We start from the raw sequence: 22,114 nt of genomic DNA, 5'->3' as shown, positions 1-22,114 counted from the left end.
TCCCACGGCCAGCCGGAACCCACGGCCGACCGTGACCGGCGATGAGACAGCGCCCGCCGGGGATGGTCGAAGGCCCGGGTGAGCGGTGGGAGGGAGGCCTAGCCGGCGGTGGAGTAGCGGACCACCGGGCCGGTGGCGGGTGGGGACAGGGTGACCGACGGCGGGCTCACCGTCCGGGTGGCCTCGGTGGCGAAGCGCTCCGCCACGGCGATGGCGTCGAGCACCGTGGTGTGGCGTTCGCCGGGCTGGACGCGGCGGGAGGCGGCCAGCTGGTCGCGCAGCAGTGTCATCCGGGCGATGCAGTCGTCGATCAGCGTCATCATCTCGTCGTGCACGGAACGCTCCTCCCCGTCGGATGGTCCCCGGGCGTGCTCGGCCAGAGCCGGTGAACGGCATGGGGGGTGAGTGAGATCGATCCTAGGCCCCGGAAGCCCGGGATTGGGCACAGATCAGTAACCGATTGTCGAGACTGTGTTTACAAGATGTTTTCCGGGGGACGACAGTTCGGTTTAGCACTTCCCCGCTAAATCGATCTGACGTGCACTTTCAACCATTGAGTTGACAAGCTCGGAGAAGCGGCCTAACTTGAGTTTCAACCGGAGAGTTGAAACGAGGGACCGATGTCGGCGGATTCACTGTCCCGGGTGTTCGCGGCGCTCGCCGATCCCACCAGGCGGGACATGGTGGCCCGGCTGGCCGACGGGGACGCGACGGTCAACCAGCTCGCCGAGCCGTACCGGATGTCGTTGCAGGCGATCTACAAACACCTGCGCGTGCTGGAGGAGGCGGGACTGGTCACCCGGCCGCCGGGGCCGCAACCCCGGGCGGTGCACCTGGAGACGGAGGTGTTCGACCGGATGAACGACTGGATCGAGCGCTACCGCAGCCGCGCCGAGCAGCGGTTCAGCCGGCTCGACGCGGTGCTGGACGCGATGCGCACGGACGAGAAGGACGCGATGCGCACGGACGAGAAGCCAGAGCGAGAGGGAGAGGGACAACAATGAACAAGATCGTGGAGGCCACCATCGAGGCCGACCCGAAGCTGCCGATCATCCGGCTCACCCGGGACTTCGCGGCCACCCCGGCGCAGCTGCTCCGGGCGCACACCGATCCGGAGATCTTCGTGCTGTGGAGCGGTCCGGACTCGCTGACCAACACCATCGACTACTGGGACGCGCGGACCGGTGGCAGCTGGCGGTATGTGGCCAGGCGCGGCGACGAGGAGTACGCGTTCCGCGGCACCTTCCACGAGGTGGGACCGGAGCGGATCGTGCAGACCTTCACCTTCGAGGGCCAGCCGGAGGGTGTGGCACTGGAGACGCTGTGGTTCGAGGACCTCGGCGACGGGCGGACCCGGCTGCACGCGCAGTCGCTGGTGGACAGCTTCGAGGGCCGGGACGCCTGGTTGCAGAGCGGCATGGAGGTCGGCGTCAACGAGGGTTACGCCAAACTCGAGCGACTGGCCGCGGAGCACAAGATCTAGAGATCGTTGCCCGTCCTTGGCCGTTGCGCCGGTCGCCCGGTGCGGGTGGTCGCGGTCTTGCTTCCCAGGCACGGGGTTGCCCGCTCGCGGCCGTTGCGCCGGTCGCCCGGTGCGGGTGGGCGCGCTTTCGCGAGGGCGGGTGGGCGCGCACGGTGGCGGTGTCGTGGTCGCCTAGGTGCCCTATCGGGGCGATGGCCGCCCACGTGGCGGCTTTCGTGTGCGTTCACCGCCGAAAGCCCGACCGGCCGGCACTCCGCGTGAGCGATGAAGCCGGTTCACCGGCTCTTGTGGAGGATAGAGGTAGCCAGAACAGCATGGATGTACCACGCACCCTCACATACCCCAAGATTGCGGTCACGGTGAGTGACTTCCGGCGGGTTCCCGTGGCGCGACCGGCACCAAGCGCCATCACCCACCCGGCGCAAGCGGCCTGACGGCCGGGAGCAGCGCCCAGGATGCCTGGCGAGCACAACCGCAACCACCCACCCGGCGCAAGCGGCCTGACGGCCGGGAGCAGCGCCCAGGATGCCTGGCGAGCACAACCGCAACCACCCACCCGGCGCAAGCGGCCTGACGGCCGGGAGCAGCGCCCAGGATGCCTGGCGAGCACGACCGCAACCACCCACCCGGCGCAAGCGGCGGCACATGCGGGGGTGTCCCACCGATCTCAGCCCGGCGGGGGCGGCACAGGCTGGAGCGGGCAGCGAGCGGGGCCGGGCGGGCGGAACGGCCCTGTGACGAACGGGACGACGACACGCGTACCGCAAAAGGAGCGAAACGCGGACCTCGACCACAAAGATCAAGATCCGAGGGGTACGGGGGACGAGCGCGCGCTCGTCCCCCGTACCGTGGTCATTCGGTTTTGATCTGGAAGAGCTGGTCGAAGACGGCGCCGCGGTCGAAGGTCATGGCGTGTGCCCGCGCGCGCACCTCCAGGTCCCGGCGTTCCTCGGCGGACATGTCGAGCACCACCCGGTCGACCGCGTCGGCGAGCCCGCCGATGTCGCCCGCCTCGACGATGACCGCGGTGTCGCCGACCGCCTCGCCCACTCCCCCGGTCGTGGTCGTGATGATCGGCCCGCCGCCGGCGAGGGCCTTCTCGGCGAGCGCGATGCCGAAGGTCTCGACGAAGTCCGGCTCCGGTTTGGTGGGCAGGGCGTACGCCGCGCATCCGGCCATGAGCAGCGGCTTCTCGTCGTCGTCCACATCGGTGAGGAAGATGATCCGGTCGTCCTCCTTGGCCATCGCCCGCACGTGTTCGAGGGCCGGCCCGGTGCCCGCCACGACGAGTGTCACGTCGTCCCGGCAGCGCATCTGGCCGTACGCGATGACCAGGTCGTAGATGCCCTTGGCGCGGGCCACCCGGGAGAGGAACAGGATGTACTTCCCGCGTTTCAGGCCGCGGTTGGCCAGGGCGGCGTCGACGGCGACCGGGTCGGGGTCCACGAAGGCGGCCGCGTCGATCGGCGGGTAGCTGACGGTGACCCGGTCCCGGCACTGTTCGGCGAAGCCGGTGCCGCAGTGGGCGTCGACCTCCTCGGCCGCGGCGATGATCTCGTCGCGGGTGTACTCGGAGACCGCCACCACCTCGTCGCTGGCCAGGAAGGTGGTGAGCAGCACGGTGGCCGCCCCGAACCGGCCCTCGCGCAGGCAGGAGCGGATGACGTTGGTGACGTCGGAGCCGACCGCCTTGGCGATGGTGTGCACGTCGGGGGCGAACCCGGCGGCCCGGGCCGCGGTGACCGCGTCGTTGATCACCTGGGTGTGGGGTACCAGGTACATCGACAGGCAGACGGTGGGCACCGGTTCGGCGAGCAGCTCGACCAGGCGGCCGGTGAGCCCGGCCAGGTGGCGGCCGTCCGGGACCCGGTAGTCGCCCACCGCCTCGGGCCGTTCCACGGTGATGCCGGGGCTGTACGGCAGCAGCCGGTCGAGCGGCTTGAGCGGCAGCCCGGCCGATTGCAGGGCGGGGATCGGCCAGGTGAGCAGCCGTACATCGTCGAAACCACGGGTGAGGGCCACTTCGGCGAGGTTGCGGGCCTCGCCGGAGTGTCCACAGATGACCGGATCGGCTCGGACCGCGATCACGAGGCGGCGGGTCGGTCGGCTCATCGGCGTTCCTTAGGGTGCGGATCGGAGAGGGAAGGCGGCCGGATCCGTTGCCCCCAGGTGGAGGGCTCGGGCCCGAGCCGCAGATGCAGCCGTCCGCCGTGATGGACGTCGGCCGCGTTCAGGTGGGTGGCGTGCAGGGGCCTCCCGTTGAGGGTCGCGGATTGCACGTACTGGGGTGGCGGGTCGCGGTCGATGCCGTCGACACCGATCGGTGAATCTCGATGCCCGCTGGTCTCGATGACGAACTCGCCGCCCTCGACCTGGAGCGAGGCGCGGGCGAAGGCGGGTGCGTTGACCAGGAAGAGGTTCTGTCCGGCCACCGGGAACAGGCCCAGTGACGCCCAGACGTACCAGGAGCTCAGGCCGCCGGAGTCGTCGTTGCCCGGAAGCCCGCCCGGTCCGGTGCCGAACTGCCACGTCAGGCCTGAGTTGACGATCTCGGCGGTACGGTCCGGGCGGCCCGCGTAGTGGTAGGCCCAGGGCACTTCCATGTCCGGCTCGTTGTTCAGGCCCTCGAAACGGTTGAGCGCGTACCCGGCGGTCATCTCGATCGGATCCGGGCAGCGGCCGGGCTGCTTGACCGGCTCGGCGCCGTAGCCGAAGAACCGGTCCAGCATCGCGGTGAACGCGGTGTCGCCGCCGGCCATCCGGATCCGCCCGGCCATGTCGTGCAGCAGCCGGAACGAGTAGTTCCACTTGCCACCCTCGTAGAACTCCGAGTCGCGCAGCAGGCCGGTGGCCGGGTCGAAGGCGTTGATCCAGTCGCGGCTGCGCCGCTCCAGATCATCGGCCAGGCGGTGGTCGTTCAGGGCGCGGGCCACCTGCGCGGTGCAGTGATGGGCGTACGAGAGATCGAGGGTGTGCGTGATCGGGTGCACCACGCCGTGCTCCCAGAAGTCCTCCCCGTAGAGCCGGCGCAGGTCGTCGACCATGTGCACGAGCGCCCAGCTCCAGTCGATGCCCGGCCGCCGCAGCGCGTGCACGTCGGCCAGGGCGGTGTGCGCGAGCGCGCTGGCCTGCCGGAAGAACCGGTCGGCGCCGCGGGCCATCCGGTAGCCGATCGGGAAGTTGCCCTCCTCCTCGCACACCCGGATCAGCGACTCCAGCACGTCGCCGGCCCGGTCCGGGACGATCGCCGACAGCAGTGGGATCTGCGTCTTGTAGATGTCCCACATGGTGCAGACGTCGAACGCGTACGGGCCGGGGTCGGGCCAGTTCGGGCTCTCGTCCTCGGCGATGCACGGCTTGATCAGCGAGTGGTAGAGGGCGGTCGCCATCACCGTGCGGCGCGCGTCCGTACCACCTTCGACCTGCACCCGGCCCAGGTGGTCGCGCCAGCGGGAGCGGGTCCGGGCGCGGACCGTCTCGAAGGCGCTCTGCCCCGCGCCGCACTCGCGTTCCAGGTTGCGCCGGGCCTGGTCGCAGCCGCGCAGCGAAAAGCCCAGCCGGACCTCTATGGTCTGCCCGGCCCGGGCGGCGCCCATGAAGAGCATGCCGAACGGGCGCAGCGTGGTGTGCCGGATGCTGTCGAAGTCGAGCCGGGTGCCGCCGGGGATGAGCCGCCGGTCGTACCAGAGCATCTGCCGCCAGCCGGGACTGTCCACCTCGACGTACACCGACAGCGGCACGCCCTCCATGACCACGGTGCCCTGTGCCCGGCCGTGGCCCATGCTCTCGATCTGGGCGCGCAGCGGCACGGTCCGGCCGAGGTCGATGGCGAGGCCGCCGCAGGACAGGTCGATGACGAGCCGGGCGCTGTGGTGGTCGGGGAAGGTGTAGCGGTGCACCGCCACCTTCTCGCCGACGGTGACCTCGGAGCGGATGCCGGTCGCGAGGTTGGCGGCGTAGTAGCCGGCTTCGGCGCGCTCGTCCTCCAGCGCCCAGGACTGGCCCAGGTCGTCGAGCGGCTGCACCATCGGCGTGACCCGCACATAGTTGTAGTACTTGCGGATGGCGCCGGTGCCGGACTGCTGGAAGTGGGTGAAGCCGGACGCCTGCATCCGGCCGAACATGTCCTCCGGCACGCCCTCGGTGTTCTTGGCGTACCGGCCGTAGCCGGTCGGGTAGGCCCCCGAGTAGGCACAGGCCGAGACCATGCCGAAGGGGGAGGTGGCCCCCGGGTGGGTGTTGCCCACCTGAGGTTTCGGCCACCACCAGGTAGCGGCGAGACCGTGTGCCCGAGGCAGATCGGTGGCCGCTGTGCCGATGAAGGGATCAACGTTGTCCAGGATGGCCGGACTCTAACCGGCCAGAACCGTCCCGGTGGTTTCGTTCAAGTGAACTCCACCCGAGGTGGCCCTTTCGTGGGATGCCAGAAGCATCCGGTCGAACGCCGGGGCGGGCAGCGGCTTGCTGAACAGATAGCCCTGTACGGCCGGGCAACCGGCGGCCTTGAGCGCCTCCCAGTCGGACAGCTCCTCGACGCCCTCGGCGATCGTGGACATGCCCAGCGAGTGGGCCAGCCACAGCACGGCCTGGATGATCGACGCCTTGCGCGGGTCCTCGGCGAGACCGGCCACGAACGAGCGGTCCAGCTTGACGATGTCGGCGGGCAGCGACTTGAGCCAGGTCAGCGAGCTGTATCCGGTGCCGAAATCGTCCAGGGCGATGCGTACGCCGAGGTGCTTGAGCGAGGCGAGCCGCTCACTGACGTCGACCGCCGAGTCCAGCAGCGCGGTCTCGGTGATCTCCAGGACGATCCGGGACGGGTCCAGCCCGGGAGCGCCGGCCAGCACCCCGGCCACCATCGGCACGAAGTCCGGCTCGGCGAGCTGCCGCGGGCTGACGTTGACCGACACGTAGCCGAGCCGGTCCGACCAGTGCAGCAGGTGGTCGACGGCGGAACGGAGCACGTGCTCGCCGAGCGGCACGATCAGGCCGGTCTCCTCGGCCACGCCGACGAAGTGGTACGGGGTGAGGATCTCCCCGTCCGGGGTGCGCATCCGGACCAGGGCCTCGGCCCCGGCGATCCGCCCGGTGGCGGTGGAGACCACCGGCTGGAACCAGAGCGGCAGGGTGATCCGGAGGTCGCCGGACAGGGCGCGGCGCAACCGGCCCTCCGCGGCGATCCGCTCCTGCACGGGCACCCGCAGCTGCTCGGTGAACACCTGGAGCCGGTTGCCGCCGGCGCGCTTGGCCGCGTACATGGCGGTGTCCGCGGCGAGCACGACCTCCTCGGCGGACACCCCGCCGAAGGCCGTGGTGACGCCGACGCTGACCGACACGGGCAGCTCGGAGCCACCGACGGCGAGCGGCCCGGCGAGCGACGCGAGGATGCCTTTACCGATCCGCAGGCCGGTGCCGGACGGGCCGGGCAGCGCCGCGATGAACTCGTCGCCGGCGAGCCGGGCGAGCAGGGCGCCGTCCGGGACGACCTGGGTGAGACGTGCGGCCAGGGCGCGCAGCACGGCGTCGCCGGTGCCGTGCCCGGCCTCGTCGTTGATCGACTTGAAGCGGTCGACGTCCAGGTAGATGACGCTGACCGGTTCGGCGCTGCTCGCCAGCAGCAGCTCCAGGTCCTCCTCGAACGCCTTGCGGGACAGCAGGCCGGTGAGCGAGTCGTGCCGCACCTGGTGGCGCAGCTCGGCCTCGTGGTCGCGGGTCGCGGTGACGTCGATGCAGTGTGCCAGGACCAGCCGCAGCCGGCCGGCGCGGTCGCGCAGGCCGGTGGCGTGGGTCTGCACCCAGATCAGCGAGCCGTCGTCGGTACGCCGGTACTGCCGGGTCACGTTCGTCGGCTCGCGGGACTCGGTGGCCAGCCGCATCAGGCTCGGCTCGCTCTCGTCGACCTGGACGAGCGGCAGGTCGGCGACGCGGAACCCGTCCGGCAGCCGGTCGGGCAGGCGCAGCCAGTCCCGGTACGCCGGGTTGATGCGCAGGATCCGCCCGTCCGGGCCGAACATGGCCATCGGCACCGGCGTCTCGTCGAAGGCGACACCGAGCTGGGCCTGGCTCTCGTCCAGGTTGTCCTGGGCGCGCCGCTCCTCGGTCTCGGTCAGCCGCCAGGCGACCACGTGGAATCCGGCGGCGGCCAGCACCGCGATGCCGTGCAGCAGCGCCCAGACCAGCGGGTTCGCCTGCGCCTGGCCGTGGCCGAAGGTGTGGCCGGCATCGGCCGCCCCGAAGCCGGCGTGGTGCACCACGGTGACGGCCAGGAAGCCACCGAACGGCGCCCAGTCCCGGTAGAGGGCGAGCGCCCCGATCACGATGAAGAACGTGAAGTGCGCCTCGGTGAGACCGTGACACAGCGATACGAACCCGGCGCACGACACCGCGAAGCCGAGCGCCACGGCGATCGACCGGGCCCGCCGGTTCCGCAACCGCGCGGCCGCGACCAGGCCGGGCAGCAACAGGCCGTCGATGATCAGCAGGTCGGCGGGGTGCTCGGCGCGGAACACGCCGAACACCGTCAGCAGCACCATGCAGACGGCGAGCAGCACCGTCAGAAGCCGGTGCCGGCCCTCCCAGTCCTCGTCCCGGAGGCCGCCGCCGGCCGGGAGCCGGTCACGGAGCCGCGTCATCCACGTCGCCACGGTGGGAACGATCGGCTTCCCGGTGCCCGGGTCTCAGAACCCTTCCGGTTGCGAATCAGGTGCCGAGCACCGCGCGGAGCCCGTCGAGCAGCCGGTCGGTGTCCTCGGCGGTGCTGCCCAGGCCGAAGCTGATCCGCAGCAGTCCGGGCGGGCCGTCCCCGCAGCTCCCGGCGCGGCCGTCACGGGTGAGCCGGCGGACCAGCGGGTGGGCGCAGAACTGCCCGGCCCGTACGCCGATGCCGTGCTCGGCGTCCAGCCGCCGGGCCACGGCCGCCGGATCGTGATCCGCCAGGGCCAGCGAGACGATCCCGACCCGGGGGTGGTCCGGCCCGAAGACGCTGACCTCGGTGGCTCCCGGCAGACCGGCGAGACCGTCGCGCAACCCGGCCAGCAGTTCCTGCTCGTGGGCGTGCAGGGCGGCCCGGTCGGCGGCGTCCAGCGCCTCGCAGACCGCGGCCAGCGCCACCGCGCCGGGCAGGTTCGGGGTGCCGCCCTCGTGCCGGGCCGGGCCGGTGGCCCAGGTCAGGTCGCCGGGACGGTCGCCCACCACGGCGCTCGCGCCGCCACCGGCGAGGTACGGCTCCGCCGCGTCCAGCCAGTCCGAGCGGCCGGCCAGCACCCCGGCGCCGAACGGGGCGTACAGCTTGTGGCCGGAGAACGCCAGGTAGTCGGCGCCCAGGTCGTCGAGGCGTACGGGGGCGTGCGGGGCCAGCTGGGCGGCGTCGACGATCACCCGTACGCCGTGCGCGCGGGCCACCTCGGCGAGCTCGCGGACCGGCCACACCTCGCCGGTGACGTTGCTCGCGCCGGTGACGGTCAGCACGGCCGGCCCGTCCAGGCCCTCGCACGCCTGCCGCAGCGCGGTGACGGCGTCCCCGGACGACGCCGGCAGCGGCAGGCGCAGCGGGTTCGGCCAGGGCAGCAGGTTGGCGTGGTGCTCGCCCTCGAACTGGATCGTGGTGGTGCCCGGCGGCAGCGCGCGGGCCAGCAGGTTGAGCGCGTCGGTGGTGTTCCGGGTGAAGATCACCGCGTCGCCGGGGCGGGCGCCCACGAACTCGGCGACCACGTCGCGGGCCAGCTCGTACGCCAGCGTGGAGCCGCGGGAGCGTACGCCGGTGCCGCGGTGCACCGAGCCGTAGCGTGGCAGAAGGTCCTGGACCGCGTCGGCCGCGGCCCGCACGCACGGCGCCGACGCCGCGTAGTCGAGGTGGGCGAAACGCACCAGTTCGCCGGAGGGGAGGGCAACCTTGAGATCGTCGCCGAGAATGTCCAGAGATGGCATGACCGCGCCTCCACGGATTCGCCGTTTGCCGGCGTCGGACGACACCGGCCCGGTCCTCACCCGGGGCACCCCGTCGCGAACTGGAGGGTTGCCGGCCAGCGAGCCGGGGCTTCGCGCTGGCACTCATGACCTGCCGAGGAAGTTAGCAGATGTCACGACCCCGGCCAATAACCCATGCAACAAGTAGAGATTAAGGTCCTATGGCATGACGACCTTGTTCCAGCAGGAGTGGGACCAATGGCACGCCGACCACGAGAAACGGCGCGCCGACCCGCACGGCTTCCTCGCGATCACCGGCCTGCACTGGCTGGACGCCACCCCGCAGCGCTTCGACGGCGCGCCCGGTGAGTGGAGCAGCGGCCCGGACGGGGTGACCGTGGCGCTCGGCGCCGGCGAGACGCTCACCGTCGACGGGCGGGAGCTGACCGGGACGCACCGGTTCCCGCCCCTGGCGGAGAACGCCGGTGTCACCGTCGGCCACGGCGGCGCGGTGATCGAGGTCGCCCGGCGGGGCGGCGTCGACGTGATCCGGCCGCGGCATCCGGACAACCCGGTGCTGACCGCCTACACCGGCACGCCCGCCTACCCGGCCGAGGAGAAGTGGGTGATCGGCGGCCGGTTCACGGCGTTCGCCGAGCCGGAGCCGGTCACCGTCGGGTCGGTGGCCGAGGGCGTCGAGCACGTCTACGAGTCGCCCGGCCGGGTCGAGTTCACGGTGGGCGGGGAGCCGCAGTCGCTGACCGTCTTCAACGGCGGCGCGCCGGGATCCCTGTTCGCGCTGTTCACCGACGCCACCTCGGGGCTGACCACCTACGCCGCGAACCGCAGCCTGTTCATCGCCCCGCCGGAGGAGGACGGGTCGGTGGTGCTCGACTTCAACCGGGCCACGAACCTGCCGTGCGCCTACACCGCGTTCGCGACCTGCCCGCTGCCGCCGGCCGGGAACCGGCTGCCGGTCGCGATCGAGGCGGGAGAACGGCTTCCGCGGTAGTTTTCATCGATGGATGAACTCGCCGAACTGATCGGGATCCGGTCCACCGCCGACCGGCCGGCCGACCTGCGGCGGGCACTCGACATGGTGCTCGGCGTGGTCGGCCCGGGGTTCGAGGTCCGCCGGTTCGAGTCCCGCGGGAAGCCGAGCGCCCTGGTGTCCACCCCGGGCCCGCCCCGGGTGATCCTCAACGCCCACCTGGACGTGGTCCCCGGGGCGACCGGGCAGTTCACCGCCCGCGCCGACGGCCACCGGCTGTACGGTCGCGGCGCCCACGACATGAAGGCCGCCGCCCTGGTGATGGCCACGGTGTTCCGGGAGGTGGCGCCCACCCTGCCGTACCCGGTGGCCCTGCAGCTGGTCACCGACGAGGAGGTGGGCGGTTTCGACGGCACCGGGCACCAGGTGGCACAGGGCGTCCGGGCCGGCTTCGTGATCATCGGCGAGCAGAGCGGCTTGCGGATCGTCACCGAGTCGAAGGGCATCATCCGGGCCCGGCTCAGCGCGACCGGCCGCACCGCCCACGCCGCCTACCCGTGGCTGGGGTCGAACGCGCTGCTCACGGTGACCGCGGCGATCCGGCGGCTGCTCGACCGGCATCCGGTCCCGGCCGCCGAGGAGTGGACCACGACGGTCAACGTGGCCCGGATCGACACCTCCAACGAGGCCGCCAACGTGGTTCCGGCGGACGCGTCGGCGCTGCTCGACATCCGGTTCCCGCCGTCCGACGAGGATCTGGCCGGCCGGTCGGCCGGCGAGATCGCGGCCCACCTGACAGCGGTGGCCGGTGCCACGGTCACCGTCGAGGCGCTGGGCGCGCCGCACCACGCCGATCCGGAGAGCGCCGAGGTGCGACTGCTGCGAGCGGCCGCGCAAGAGGCGGGGTACGACGGCTCGCTGCTGCGCAAGCACGGGGCGGCCGACGGCCGGTTCTACTCGGCGGTGGGCGTGGACGCGGTGATCTTCGGGCCGGGCGGCGACGGGCAGCACGGCCCGGAGGAGTTCATCGATCTGCGAACGCTCCCGCCGTACCGGAAAGCGCTCGAAGGTTTTCTGAAAGGTCTAGGCGGCTAGCAGGTGCTCGACGCGGGCGGCCGTGCCCCGCAGGTGGGGGCGGCGGTCGGCGTCGACGGCCGCGTTCCACGAGCAGGGGCCCTGCCGGTGCAGCATCTCCGTGTAGCGGGCCTCCGGGTCGACCCGCAGACCGGTCGGGCCCACCGTCTGGTCGGCGTAGGTGAGGGCGTCGGCCATCAGGCTGCGCTCGTCCGGGAAGGCGGCGAGCTGACCGGCCAGACCACGGGCGGCGCCCACGAAACGGGCGCCCGAGTGGTAGGCCACCAGACCGGCGATCCGGGCCGGCCAGCCCTCGCCGCTCAGGTGCACGGCGCCGTCCAGCGGGTGGAAACCGGTCAGCGCGATCGGCTCGGCATAGCCGATGTCGTGCAGCCAGGCGGCCGCGACCAGAACGTCGGGATCGAGGCCGAGCCGGGCGGACAGCTCGGCGGCGCGGTGGGCCACCCCGGCGGTGTGCTTCCAGCGGTTGCCGCTGTCACCGATCAATGACTCGGCCACCAGCCGGGCCGTGTCGGCGCGCGATCGGAGCAGCACATCGGTCATGGGCGGATGCTATGCCGGGGCGGGTTAACGGCGGATGGACGGCCGATGGCCGGTGACCGAAAAGGTCAGTGTCCCCGGACCCGCTGAGCGGGCACACCGGCCGCCGCGAGCTGCTCGGCGAGCCGCCCGTTGGGATTGTCGACGAAGACGGCGACCTGGAGGTCGTCGCCGAGCCCGCACGCGGCGGCCACCGAACCCAGGTTGATCGGGTCCAGCTCGGGCACGTCGGCCAGGTCGACGATCAGCCGCAACGGCCGGACGCGGCGCACGGTGTGCACCAGGAGCTGCCGCAACTCCACCGCCACATCGGGGCCGACCGATCCATGTGGCTGGATGACCACACTGCCGTCCGGGCTGGTGCTCACCTCGAGTACCGAGCTACGCATCGGACTACCTCTCGCTACCCAGCGTTCATCTGGCCGCCCACCCTAGGTCGCGGAGGGGAGACGGGTCGCCAACGGCACATGACCATCCGGTGAACAGCTCATCGATGTGAGCAATGACCGAACAGATGATCATCCTGGACCGAACGGACGTATCCGAATCGACCGATGCCTGCTTGTCTCGATGGGCCTTTCGAGATGACGAAGTAGGTCCATTTATGAACGCTGCGCCCAGCCGAGGGCGTCACCGGTTGAATCCCCGCCGACTCGTCAGGTACCGGAAGCGATTACTCACCGCCCTCGTCGTGACACTGTCGGTCGCCCCGCTGGCGTTCGTCAACGGCAACGCCACCGCGGCCACCGCCCTCGCCCCGCAACCGGGCGACTTCACCGGGTACGGCTTCGACGCCTGTACGGCCCCGTCCAGCGAGACGATGGCGGCCTGGCTGAAGTCGTCGCCGTACCGCGCGGCCGGCATCTACTTCGGCGGCAACAACCGTGGCTGCACGCAGAAGAACCTCACCGCCGAGTGGGTCCGCGAGCAGGTCACCGCGGGGTGGCGGCTGATCCCGCTGTACGTCGGCCCGCAGGCCAGCTGCACGTCGGTCACCAAGAAGAACCTGATCGACAACACCCAGGCCGCAGCGCAGGGCCGGGCCACCGCCGAGGACGCGGTCCGGCAGGCCACCGCGCTCGGGCTCGCCAAGGAGAGCGTGCTGATCTACGACATGGAGTCGTACGACAGCAAGAACACCGTGTGCCGCGAGGGCGTGCTGGCGTTCATGAACGCGTGGACCAACCGGCTGCACGACTACGGCTACTTCTCCGGCTACTACAGCAGTGCCGCGTCCGGCATCGCCGACATGGTCGCGGTCTACAACAGGCCGTGGTACGTGCGACCCGACTACATCGACTTCGCCCGCTGGGACCAGGTCGTCACCGTCTCCGACAAGGTGGTCCCGGCGTCGTACTGGGCGCCGAAGCGCCGGATGAAGCAGTACCGGGGCGGCCACCAGGAGACCTGGGGCGGCGTCACCATCAACATCGACAACGACTATCTGGACTTCGCCCGCCTGCCGGGCGCCAAGCTGTCCGACTGGAACCGCAACGGCTGGTCGGACGTGATGGCCCGGACCACGTCGACCGGCAACCTGTTCGCCTACCCCGGCAACGGCGTCTACATCTCCGAGGGCTACCGCTCGAAGGTCGGCTCGTACGCCTCGGCGAACGCGCTGCTGCGGATGGACCTGAACCGGGACGGCTACGTCGACCTGATCGCCCGGAACCGGGCCGGGGCCGTGTACTTCTACCCGGGCCTGAGCAACGGGAAGTTCGGCACTCGCAAGCAGCTCTACAAGAACCTGAGCCACCTGCGGGAGCTGACCGCGATCGGCGACCTCAACCGGGACGGCTACCCCGACATGCTGGCCGCGCAGACCAGCAACGGCAACCTCTACCTCTACCCGGGGGTCAAGGGCGCCAAGTTCGGCAAGCGGAAGGCGATCGCGTACGGCGACTGGAACACCCGCAGCGAGTTCGCCGGCGTCGGCGACTTCGACCGGGACGGTTTCCCGGACCTGGTCGTGAAGCTGAACAGCAACAACGGCATCTACCTGTACCGCGGGAAGTCGGGTGGCCTGCAGACCGCGCTGCGGATCGGCTCGGCCGCCGGACTGCGCGACCTGTACGGCATCGGCGACTTCGACCGGGACGGCTTCACCGACCTGGCCGCGGTGCAGTCGTCGACCGGCTACCTGATGCTCTACCGCGGCACCGGCAAGGCGCTCACCGCCGGGCTGCGCCTGTCCACCGGGTACCAGAGCCGTTCACCCCTGTTCTGACCCGGGCAGGGTGAACGACACGGTCGTGCCACCGCCGGGGGTCTCGTCCACACGGATGGCCCCGCCGTGCCTCTCCACGATGCGCCAGCACGTGGAGAGGCCGATGCCGTGGCCGCCCGCCGTGCCGTTGCCGAGCCGGGTGAACATGTCGAAGACGCGTTCCCGCTGGTCCGGGGGGATGCCGAGGCCGTTGTCGGCGACCCGGACCGTCCAGCCGGGTTCGGCCCGCTCGGCGGTGACCGTCACCCGGCACGGCCGTTGCGGGTCCCGGTACTTGATCGAGTTGCCGACCAGGTTCTGCAACAGCTGACGGATCAGCACCGGGTCGCCGGTCGCCACCGGCAGCGGACAGGGCGCCTCGACCACCGCGCCGGCCGCCTCGGCGGCCGGCCGCAGGTCGCCCTGGACCTGTTCGAAGAGGTCGGCCAGATCGGCTTCGCCCAGCCGCACCGGCGCGCTGCCGGCCTGCGCGTAGTCGAGCAGCGACCGGATCAGTTCCCGCATCCGGCTCACCGCCCGGGTGGCCGCCTCCACCCACTTGCGCGGGCGCCCCTCCACCTCGTCGCCGATCAGCTCCAGGTAGCCGCCGACCGCGGCGAGCGGGGCGACCAGGTCGCGGCTGACCGCCCCGGCGAAGTTGGCCAGGTCGGCGTTGGAGCGGCGCAGCTCGGTGTTGGCCGCGGCCAGCTCGCGGCGGGCCTCCTCGATGGCGCGCTGCTGCGCCCGGGCGCCGGTGACGTCGTGCATCGCGACCACCGCGCCGAGCCGGGCGCCGTCCACGCCGGTCAGCGCCCGGCCGCTGACGCTGACGTGCAGCGGATCCGCCCCGGACCGCTTGATGATCAGCTCGGCGTCCTTGACGGCGCCGTCGCGCAGCGCCCGGATCAACGGCACCCGTCCCGCCGGCAGCAGGGTGTGCCCGTCGGTCTCGAACAGCTGGTACCGGTTCGGGAAATCGTCCGGGTCGACGTCCGGGTCGGCGTCGGTGCCGTGCCACTCACGGGCGGCCCGGTTGAAGAGGGTGAGCCGTCCGGCCGGGTCGGCCGCGACCACCGCCACGTCGATGGTGTCCAGCAGGGTGTCGGTCCACCGCTGCCGTTCCTCGGCCAGGGTGGCCAGCTCGGCGTTGATCCGGGCCTGGCGGCGCCGTTCGAACAGCGCCAGGACGATCTGGGCCAGGTCCTTGAGCCGGGCGATCTGCTCGTCGCTCAGGTCCCGCGGCACCAGGTCGAAGACACAGAGCGAGCCCAGCGCGTACCCCTCCGGTGTCACCAGCGGCGCGGAGGCGTAGAAGCGCATGCCGGACCGGGCGCCCGTCACCCACGGGTTGTTTCGGTAGACCGGATCGGCACTGGCGTCCCGGACGTAGATGAACCGGCCGGTCTCGAAGCGGATGGCGCACATCGAGTCGGCGCGGTCCGAGTCGCCGCCCTCGAAGCCGACCGTGGTGAGCTGGCACTGCCGGTTCTCGTCGATCAGGTTGAGCGAGGCGTGCGGCACCCCGGCGACCGCCGCCGCCACCCGCACCACCGCCTCCAGCTCGTTGCCCGCCGGAGAGTCGAGCAGCCGGTATTCGTGCAGCGCGGCGAGACGCGACCGCTCCTGTTCCGGCAACCGTTCCGCCAGGTCCACGTGGGTCTAATCGGCAGCGGGCCCGCTGAACTGACTCGTTGGCCCATCGGTGACGGGCAGGGCGACGGTGACGGTGAGCCCGCCGCCCGGCGTGTCATCGAGGGTGATCGTCCCGCCGTGCCGGTCCACGATCCGCTTGCAGCTGGGCAGCCCGATCCCGTGTCCCGGCCGGGAGAACATGCCGAACGCCACGGCGCGCCGCGGCGGCGGGATGCCGGGCCCGTTGTCGGCGATCCGCAGCGACGGCCCGTCGGCGCTCACCTCGATCCGGCACGGCCGGTCCGGGCGCCGGTGCTTCAGCGCGTTGCCGAGCAGGTTCTGCAACAGCAACCGGATCAGCACCGGGTCGCCGCACACCGTCGGCAACGGGCCGGGCACGCTGACGCGCGCCCCGGCCGCCACGATCTCCGCGTTCAGGTCCGTCAGGACGTGGTCCAGCACCTCCTTCACCGGTACGTGTACGGTGCGCACCGGCGCACTTCCGGCCCGCGCGTAGCCGAGCAGGGAGTCGATCAGATCCCGCATCCGGCCGACCGCCCGCGCGGCCTCCTCCACCCAGGCGGTCACCCGTTCCGGGCCGTCCTCGTCGCGCAGATCGTCCAGCAGGTCGAGGTAGCCGCCGACCGCCGCGAGCGGGGCCACCAGGTCGTGGCTGACCGCCCCGGCGAAGTCGGTCAGGTCCGCGTTCGACCGGCGCAGCTCGGCGTTCGCGAGAGCCAGCCGCCGGCGGGCCTCCTCGAGAAGCCGCAGCCGGGTCAGCTCCGCGGTGACGTCCTGCAACGCGACCGCCGCCCCGATGATGACGCCGTCCGGGCCCCGCAGCGCCCGCGCGTTCGCCCGTACCCGCCGGGCCTCCATGCCCGGCGTCCTGACCATCAGCTCCCGGCCCTGCACCGGCTCCCCGGTGCGCAGCACCCGCACCAACGGCACGTCCTCCTCCCGCAGCAGGGTGCGGCCGTCGGGTTCGTACAGCTGATAGCGGCTCGCGATCCGCACCGGCCCGGCGTCCGGGTCGATCCCCGGGTGGTGCAGCTCCCGGGCCGCCCGGTTGTAGAGGAGCAACTGCCCGGACGGGGCGACCGCGAACACCGCCTCGTCGATGCTGTCCAGCACCGTACGGGTCCACTCCTCGCGGGCCGTGAGGTCGGTCCGCAGGCCGGCGGACAGCCGGGCGTGCCGGCGCCGTTCGAAGAACGCCACGATGATCCCGGCCAGGTCGGTGAGGCGGCCGATCTGCTCGCCGTCGAGCCGGCCCGGTTCGTTGTCGAAGACGCAGAGCGTGCCCATCACGTACCCGCCCGGGCTGATCAGCGGCGCGGACGCGTAGAAGCGGATGTGGCCCAGCTCCCCGGTGACCCACGGGTTGTCCCGGTAGTCCGGCTCCTCACGGGCGTCCGGCACGTGCACGAACTCGCCCCGCTCCAGCCGCACCGCGCACATCGAGTCGTCGCGGCCGCAGTCCTGGCCGGTGAACCCGACCGTGGTGTGCTGGTACTGGCGGGAGTCGTCGAGCAGGTTCAGGGTGGCGTTGGGCACCCCGGCCACGGCGGCCGCGACGCGCACGACAGCGTCCAGCTCGGCGGCCGGCGGCATGTCCATGAGGTGGTACTCGTCGAGCTCCCCGGCGCGCCGCCGTTCGGTGTCCGTCCCCACCTACTCCCTATCGGCAACCGGGCGGCACCCCTGACCGGCCGGGCTCAGTAGCCCACGTCCCGCCGCCGGAACCCGGCGAACCCGGCCGCGATCAGCACGGCCGCGACAGCGCCGACCGCCAGCACCGGACCGGCCGTCACCGCCTCCAGCGGGGCCCGCGGCAGATGGGTGAACGGGGACAGCCGCTGGGCCCACGGCGGCAACCCGAACGAGGCGGCGAACAGCTGCACCACCGCGCAGTAGGCGAGCACCGACCAGGCGGCCGCCGCCGCGGCCCGCGCCGCCCAGCCCAGACCGAACACCGCCACGGCCACCACGGCCCACACCGCGGGCAGCACGGCCAGCGCCGCCCCGGCCATCCGCGGCGCCTGACCCGGATCGCCGACGGTCAGCCCGTACGCCAGGCCCTCCCCGGCCCCGCCGGCGAGCAGCACCAGCGCGCTGCCGGCCAGCGCCACCCCGAGATGGCCGCCCAGCCAGGCGCCGCGGCTCGTGGCGGTGGCCAGGACCGGCTCGGCCCGCCCGGCGAGCTCCTCGGCCCGCGCCCGCAGCACCGCCGCCACCCCGGCCGCCGCCGCGAGCAGAGCGCACAGGGTCACGCTGAGCGCCAGGAACCCGTCGACGACGTCCCCCGCGCCGCCCGGCAGGAACTCGGCCGTCTCCGGGTTGTCGGCCACCCACTGCTCGATGCTGTCGGCGATCGACCCGTACGCCACCCCGAGCAGCCCCACCCCCACCGTCCAGCCGAGGATCAGGCCGCGTTGCAGGCGCCAGGCCAGCCCCGACGGGGTGCCCAGCGCCCGGGAGGCGTGCGGCCGGCCGGGCCGGGACCGCAGCAGGCCGGCCCCGACGTCGCGCCGGTCCAGCGCCGCGAGCGCCGCCACGACCAGGACCGCGGCCACGCCCAGGGTGATCGCCAGCGGCCACCAGCGGTCCGCGCCGAACGCCCACGTGCGCTGGCCCCACCCGATCGGTGACGCCCACGCCACGGCCACCGCACCGGTGTCGCCGACCGCCCGCAGCGCCCACGCCGCGCCGATCACCGAGCCGACCGCCGCGTAGACGCCGCGGGTGTGCTCGAACACCTGCGCGGCCAGCACGGTCAGCGCCGCGAACAGCCACCCCAGGGCGGCGGTCGCGGCCGCCACCAGCAGGGATCCGCCCACCGGCAGCCCGGTCCCGGCGAGCACCGCGAACACCACGGCCCCGGTGACCAGGTCGGCGAGCACGGCCAGCCGCAGCGCCGCGAAGACCGGGGTGCGGCGGCCGATCGGGGTGGACCGCAGCAGCTCGGCCCGGCCGGTCTCCTCGTCGCCGCGGGTGTGCCGGCCGATCAGGAACATGTTCATCAGCGCGACGACGACGGCCGCGAACCCGAAGATCTCGAAGACGATCTCGCCGCCGATCGAGGTGAGCAGCTCGGGCGGGCCGCTCATGGCGATCACCGCGGTGTTGGCGCCGACCGTCTCGCGCAGCTTGGCCAGGGCGGCGGGGTCGCCGTACAGCTCCTGGCTCTGGGTCGACTGGACCAGGAACAGCGCCCCGGCGCCGGCGATCCACCAGGGCAGCACGGCCCGCTCCCGGCGCAGGCCGTGAACGAGCAGCGCGGCGGACATCGGCTCAGAACCAGCGCCGGCGCCGGTAGTGGCCGTGGTGACGGTAGTGCCCGTGATGCCGGTAGTGGCCGTGATGCCCATAGGCGCCCGGGTGGTGGTAGCCGTACCCCTGGCTGCGCTGGATCCGGTGGTTGACCTCCCGCAGCAGCCCGTCGACCGCCGGGTTGTGCCGGCCGTGGGACATCCGCTGAAGCTTCGACGCGACCATCGAGAGCACGAACCGCTTGATGAAGCCGCTCACCGCACCGTCTCCTCTGCCTGCCGGGCCGGCGCCCCGCCGGTCCTGTGTCTACAGGGTAGGCGCCCCGTTCCAGCCCTGAGCTGTGCGTTTTCTGTCCGTTGCCGGTATCGTGCGGCATCTATGAACAGCCCACGGCGCGCTGTCGCCGCCGCCCTGCTCGCCGTGGCCGGCGCCGCCCTGGCGTGGCTGCCGCTGCACACCCAGTCCGAACTCGACGACTGGGCGGCCGAGTTGTGGACGACCGGGACGCCCGCCACGGCCACCGTGCGGGACCGGATCACCCGGGAGGGCGGCAACCGGTCGAGCGACGACACCACCATGTACGTCCGGTACGAGCTGGACGGCCGGCTCCACGAGGCGGAGGTCGCCTGCTTCGAGGTGTGCCTGCCGGTCGGCGCGACCGTGCCGATCCGGGTGAGCGCGGCCGACCCGGCCGACTTCGTGACGGACTTCGGGCAGCTCAGCGGGCATCGCGGCGAAACGCAGGGTGTCCTCGGCGTGATCGGGTTGTTCCTGCTGATCGCCGGGATCAGCTGGTCGGTGAAGCTGGTGCGCGCCCGGCCGCGGCCCCGGCGCCGGCCGGCCGCACCGCAGCGGCCGGTCGCCCTCCGGTCGAAGCACAAGCCCGGACGCTGATCCCGGTCAGAGCCGGTCGAGCTGCTCCTCCAGGTGGAAGACCTGGTCGAGGACGAGCATGCCCTCGTCGGGGCGGGCCTCGCCGAGCGACGGGAAGAACCCGGCCATGGCCGCCTGCCAGCGGGCGTTGACCTCGGTCTTCGCCATCGCCTCCTGGGCCGCGGCGAAGTCGTCGGTCCGGAGGGTGCCGACGAGCAGGCCGTCGGGACGAAGGAAGAGCCGGTAGTCGCGCCAGCCGGTGGCGGCGAGCGCCCGCAGCATCTCCGGCCAGACCTCGGCGTGGGCGGCGCGGTATTCGTCGAGCCTCGCCGGGTCGACCTGGAGGGTGAAGCAGACGTGCGTCATCGGAGGGCTCCTTCGGATCATGGCTCGCCCGTCATCATCGCCGCTCAGCACGTGGAGTGGAACAGCCCTCCCACCGGCTGCGACCCGGCCAGGTCGTTGTAGAGGCGCACGGCCTCGCCGGTCTCGGCCACGTGCACGGTGACGCCCCGGTTCCGTAGCAGCTCCAGGGTGGCCGGGTCGACCTCGAGCCGCATCTGCATGCCGCGGGAGAGCACCACCGTGGTGGCGCCGTTCGCCAGCAGTTCCTCGACGTCGGCGGGCTGGATGCCGGGGCTGTGCCGGGTTCCGGTCTCGGTCCAGTCCCAGGGGCGGCCACCGCCGGGGTAGAGCTTGAAGTCCTTGCCGGGCGGCAGGCCCTCGACCGTCATCGCTCCCCACGAGACCGACTCGATCCGCGGTGATTCCGCCATCGCTCCTCCTCAGCTTCCCGCGAACCATAGCTGCTACTTTATTTCGCATGCGAAATAACGACGTCAGGATCGGGGAGATCACCGGTACGTTGTGGGAGCCGGACTCCGAGCCCGCGGCGGTGCTGGTGGTGCATCCGGCCACGGCGACGCCGGCCGGGTTCTACCGGGCGTTCGCGGAGTTCCTGGTGGAGAACCGGATCGCCGTGGTCACCTACGACTACCGGGGCACCGGGCGGTCCGGGTCGCCGCGCGAGCACCGGCATCTGGGCATGCGTGACTGGATCGAGCACGACGTGCCGACGGTGACCGCCTGGGTGCGGGAGCGGTTCCCGGGGCTGCCGCAGCTCGCGGTCGGGCACAGCATCGGCGGGCACGCCCTGGCACTCGGGCACGGTGGACCGGAGTTGACCGCGTTCGCGCTGGTCGCCTCGCATGTGGCCGCCATCCGGGCGATTCCCGGCCGGGTCGAGCGGATGCGCGTACGCCTGGTGTTGAATCTTCTCGGTCCGGCGCTCGGCGCCGTGTTCGGTTATGTCCCGGCCCGCCGGCTGGGTCTGGGCGAGGACATCACGGTGGCGGCGGTCCGGCAGTGGGGCGGTTGGGGCCGCCTGCCGGATTATCTGTTCGACGACCCGGCGATGCGGGCGGCGGAGCGGGCCGCCGCGGTGACGCAGCCGGTGCTGGTGATCGGGATGAGCGACGACCCGTGGGCGACGCCGGGCCAGGTCGACGCGCTCGCCGTCCGGCTGACCGGCGCCCAGGTGGAGCGCCGTGCCTGGACCCCGGCCGACGCGGGCGTTCCGCGCGTCGGTCACCATGGGTTCATGCGGCGCACCGTTCGTGACACCCTCTGGCCCGACCTGCTGACATGGTTCCAGAAGCGGATGGCGGACGTGGCCTGATGGCCCACCGGCTGGTGTTCGATCTGATGACGGCCGAGCGCTCGGTCCGTCGCTGGATCGACTCCCGGTCCGGCGACAGCGGCATCGGAGCGGCCGGGGCCGGGGTGCTGTTCCACCTGGCCGCCCACGGTGACGCGCTGATCGGCGACGTGGGCGCGGCCCTGGGCGCGTCGCCGTCCGGGATGAGCGGGCTGGTCAGCCGCCTGGAGAAGGGCGGCTTCGTGACCAAGGCGCCGGATTCCGGCGACGGCCGGGCGGTGCGGCTGGCCCTGACCCCGCTGGGCCGGCAGGCGGTCGGCGCGGCCCGCGAGGTGGTGACCGAGCTGAACGCGGAGCTGACCGAGGGATTCACGGCGGTCGAACTCGACGTGGTCGCCCGCTGGCTGGGACGAACAACACAGCGCCTGAGTTGAGCGGTACTTCCGCTGACGCCCGGGG

At 72.2% G+C, this 22,114-nt stretch carries 21 protein-coding genes and 1 riboswitch; of the genes, 8 read left to right on the top strand and 13 right to left on the bottom strand.

From position 1 onward, the window contains the following. Positions 1–98: 98 nt before the first annotated feature. Positions 99–335: a hypothetical protein gene (locus BJ964_RS22905; protein WP_188122585.1), complete on the bottom strand. Its 237-nt coding sequence runs from the start codon at positions 333–335 to the stop codon at positions 99–101. 285 nt (positions 336–620) lie between these two features. On the opposite strand from BJ964_RS22905, the gene BJ964_RS22900 reads away from it, so the two are divergent. Together BJ964_RS22900 and BJ964_RS22895 are read left to right on the top strand one after the other, a co-directional pair. Beyond that, positions 621–1,004 carry an ArsR/SmtB family transcription factor gene (locus tag BJ964_RS22900; RefSeq protein WP_188122584.1) on the top strand — a complete coding sequence of 128 codons (384 nt, stop codon included), beginning with the start codon at positions 621–623 and terminating at the stop codon, positions 1,002–1,004. Then, complete coding sequence (locus BJ964_RS22895) at positions 1,001–1,483, top strand: SRPBCC family protein (protein ID WP_188122583.1); 483 nt, start codon at positions 1,001–1,003, stop codon at positions 1,481–1,483. The genes BJ964_RS22900 and BJ964_RS22895 overlap by 4 nt, the downstream gene beginning before the upstream one ends. Positions 1,484–2,335: 852 nt before the next feature. Here the strand turns inward: BJ964_RS22895 and BJ964_RS22890 are convergent. The 4 genes from BJ964_RS22890 to BJ964_RS22875 form a co-directional block, all read right to left on the bottom strand. Then, complete coding sequence (locus BJ964_RS22890) at positions 2,336–3,595, bottom strand: glycosyltransferase (RefSeq protein ID WP_188122582.1); 1,260 nt, start codon at positions 3,593–3,595, stop codon at positions 2,336–2,338. Beyond that, positions 3,592–5,802 (bottom strand): glycoside hydrolase domain-containing protein, encoded by a 2,211-nt coding sequence (locus tag BJ964_RS22885; protein ID WP_268248021.1) that lies wholly within the window; start codon positions 5,800–5,802, stop codon positions 3,592–3,594. Before BJ964_RS22885 ends, BJ964_RS22890 begins: the two co-directional genes overlap by 4 nt. 33 nt (positions 5,803–5,835) lie before the next feature. Then, on the bottom strand, positions 5,836–8,115 hold the full coding sequence (locus BJ964_RS22880) for a putative bifunctional diguanylate cyclase/phosphodiesterase (RefSeq protein ID WP_188122581.1): 2,280 nt from the start codon (positions 8,113–8,115) through the stop codon (positions 5,836–5,838). A 67-nt stretch (positions 8,116–8,182) separates the two neighbouring features. Beyond that, positions 8,183–9,409, bottom strand: coding sequence for an aminotransferase class V-fold PLP-dependent enzyme (locus BJ964_RS22875; protein ID WP_188122580.1), 1,227 nt, complete (start codon positions 9,407–9,409; stop codon positions 8,183–8,185). A 16-nt stretch (positions 9,410–9,425) separates the two neighbouring features. After that, positions 9,426–9,540: riboswitch (SAM riboswitch) on the bottom strand. A 74-nt stretch (positions 9,541–9,614) separates the two neighbouring features. On the opposite strand from BJ964_RS22875, the gene BJ964_RS22870 reads away from it, so the two are divergent. After that, on the top strand, positions 9,615–10,400 hold the full coding sequence (locus BJ964_RS22870) for a DUF1684 domain-containing protein (RefSeq protein ID WP_188122579.1): 786 nt from the start codon (positions 9,615–9,617) through the stop codon (positions 10,398–10,400). Positions 10,401–10,409: 9 nt separating this feature from the next. Continuing rightward, on the top strand, positions 10,410–11,474 hold the full coding sequence (locus BJ964_RS22865; RefSeq protein ID WP_188122578.1) for a M20 family metallopeptidase: 1,065 nt from the start codon (positions 10,410–10,412) through the stop codon (positions 11,472–11,474). Here the strand turns inward: BJ964_RS22865 and BJ964_RS22860 are convergent. After that, positions 11,463–12,017 carry an HD domain-containing protein gene (locus BJ964_RS22860; protein ID WP_188122577.1) on the bottom strand — a complete coding sequence of 185 codons (555 nt, stop codon included), beginning with the start codon at positions 12,015–12,017 and terminating at the stop codon, positions 11,463–11,465. The genes BJ964_RS22865 and BJ964_RS22860 overlap by 12 nt on opposite strands. Positions 12,018–12,082: 65 nt before the next feature. Continuing rightward, positions 12,083–12,403: a hypothetical protein gene (locus BJ964_RS22855; protein ID WP_188122576.1), complete on the bottom strand. Its 321-nt coding sequence runs from the start codon at positions 12,401–12,403 to the stop codon at positions 12,083–12,085. Positions 12,404–12,705: 302 nt separating this feature from the next. Between BJ964_RS22855 and BJ964_RS22850 the strand changes: the two genes are divergently transcribed. Further along, complete coding sequence (locus BJ964_RS22850) at positions 12,706–14,241, top strand: glycoside hydrolase domain-containing protein (RefSeq protein WP_229806935.1); 1,536 nt, start codon at positions 12,706–12,708, stop codon at positions 14,239–14,241. Here BJ964_RS22850 and BJ964_RS22845 read toward each other — a convergent pair. Genes BJ964_RS22845 through BJ964_RS22830 form a run of 4 tightly spaced genes read right to left on the bottom strand, consistent with a single transcriptional unit; the run spans position 14,227 to position 19,383 of the window. After that, on the bottom strand, positions 14,227–15,873 hold the full coding sequence (locus tag BJ964_RS22845) for a sensor histidine kinase (protein ID WP_229806934.1): 1,647 nt from the start codon (positions 15,871–15,873) through the stop codon (positions 14,227–14,229). The two genes, BJ964_RS22850 and BJ964_RS22845, sit on opposite strands and share 15 nt — an antisense overlap. A gap of 6 nt (positions 15,874–15,879) precedes the next feature. Then, positions 15,880–17,526 (bottom strand): sensor histidine kinase, encoded by a 1,647-nt coding sequence (locus BJ964_RS22840; RefSeq protein WP_229806933.1) that lies wholly within the window; start codon positions 17,524–17,526, stop codon positions 15,880–15,882. Between the two features lie 44 nt (positions 17,527–17,570). Next, complete coding sequence (locus tag BJ964_RS22835) at positions 17,571–19,142, bottom strand: ABC transporter permease (protein WP_188122575.1); 1,572 nt, start codon at positions 19,140–19,142, stop codon at positions 17,571–17,573. 4 nt (positions 19,143–19,146) lie between these two features. Further along, on the bottom strand, positions 19,147–19,383 hold the full coding sequence (locus BJ964_RS22830; RefSeq protein ID WP_183219840.1) for a hypothetical protein: 237 nt from the start codon (positions 19,381–19,383) through the stop codon (positions 19,147–19,149). A gap of 120 nt (positions 19,384–19,503) precedes the next feature. On the opposite strand from BJ964_RS22830, the gene BJ964_RS22825 reads away from it, so the two are divergent. Next, a complete protein-coding gene (locus tag BJ964_RS22825; RefSeq protein ID WP_188122574.1) occupies positions 19,504–20,019 on the top strand; it encodes a DUF3592 domain-containing protein in 516 nt (171 codons plus the stop codon). Between the two features lie 6 nt (positions 20,020–20,025). Here the strand turns inward: BJ964_RS22825 and BJ964_RS22820 are convergent, their stop codons facing one another. Both BJ964_RS22820 and BJ964_RS22815 read right to left on the bottom strand, forming a co-directional pair. Beyond that, the gene (locus tag BJ964_RS22820) at positions 20,026–20,364 is read right to left on the bottom strand and encodes an L-rhamnose mutarotase (protein WP_188122573.1); all 339 of its coding nucleotides are present in this window, start codon (positions 20,362–20,364) and stop codon (positions 20,026–20,028) included. A gap of 44 nt (positions 20,365–20,408) precedes the next feature. Beyond that, positions 20,409–20,774 carry an Mth938-like domain-containing protein gene (locus BJ964_RS22815; protein ID WP_188122572.1) on the bottom strand — a complete coding sequence of 122 codons (366 nt, stop codon included), beginning with the start codon at positions 20,772–20,774 and terminating at the stop codon, positions 20,409–20,411. Positions 20,775–20,821: 47 nt separating this feature from the next. On the opposite strand from BJ964_RS22815, the gene BJ964_RS22810 reads away from it, so the two are divergent. Further along, the gene (locus BJ964_RS22810) at positions 20,822–21,676 is read left to right on the top strand and encodes an alpha/beta hydrolase family protein (protein WP_188122571.1); all 855 of its coding nucleotides are present in this window, start codon (positions 20,822–20,824) and stop codon (positions 21,674–21,676) included. Next, complete coding sequence (locus BJ964_RS22805) at positions 21,676–22,089, top strand: MarR family winged helix-turn-helix transcriptional regulator (protein WP_203832628.1); 414 nt, start codon at positions 21,676–21,678, stop codon at positions 22,087–22,089. The genes BJ964_RS22810 and BJ964_RS22805 overlap by 1 nt, the downstream gene beginning before the upstream one ends. The last annotated feature ends 25 nt before the right edge of the window (positions 22,090–22,114 follow it).

The sequence above is a fragment of the Actinoplanes lobatus genome (genome assembly GCF_014205215.1).
Classification (GTDB): domain Bacteria; phylum Actinomycetota; class Actinomycetes; order Mycobacteriales; family Micromonosporaceae; genus Actinoplanes; species Actinoplanes lobatus.
This window is presented reverse-complemented; position numbering and strand designations above follow the sequence as displayed.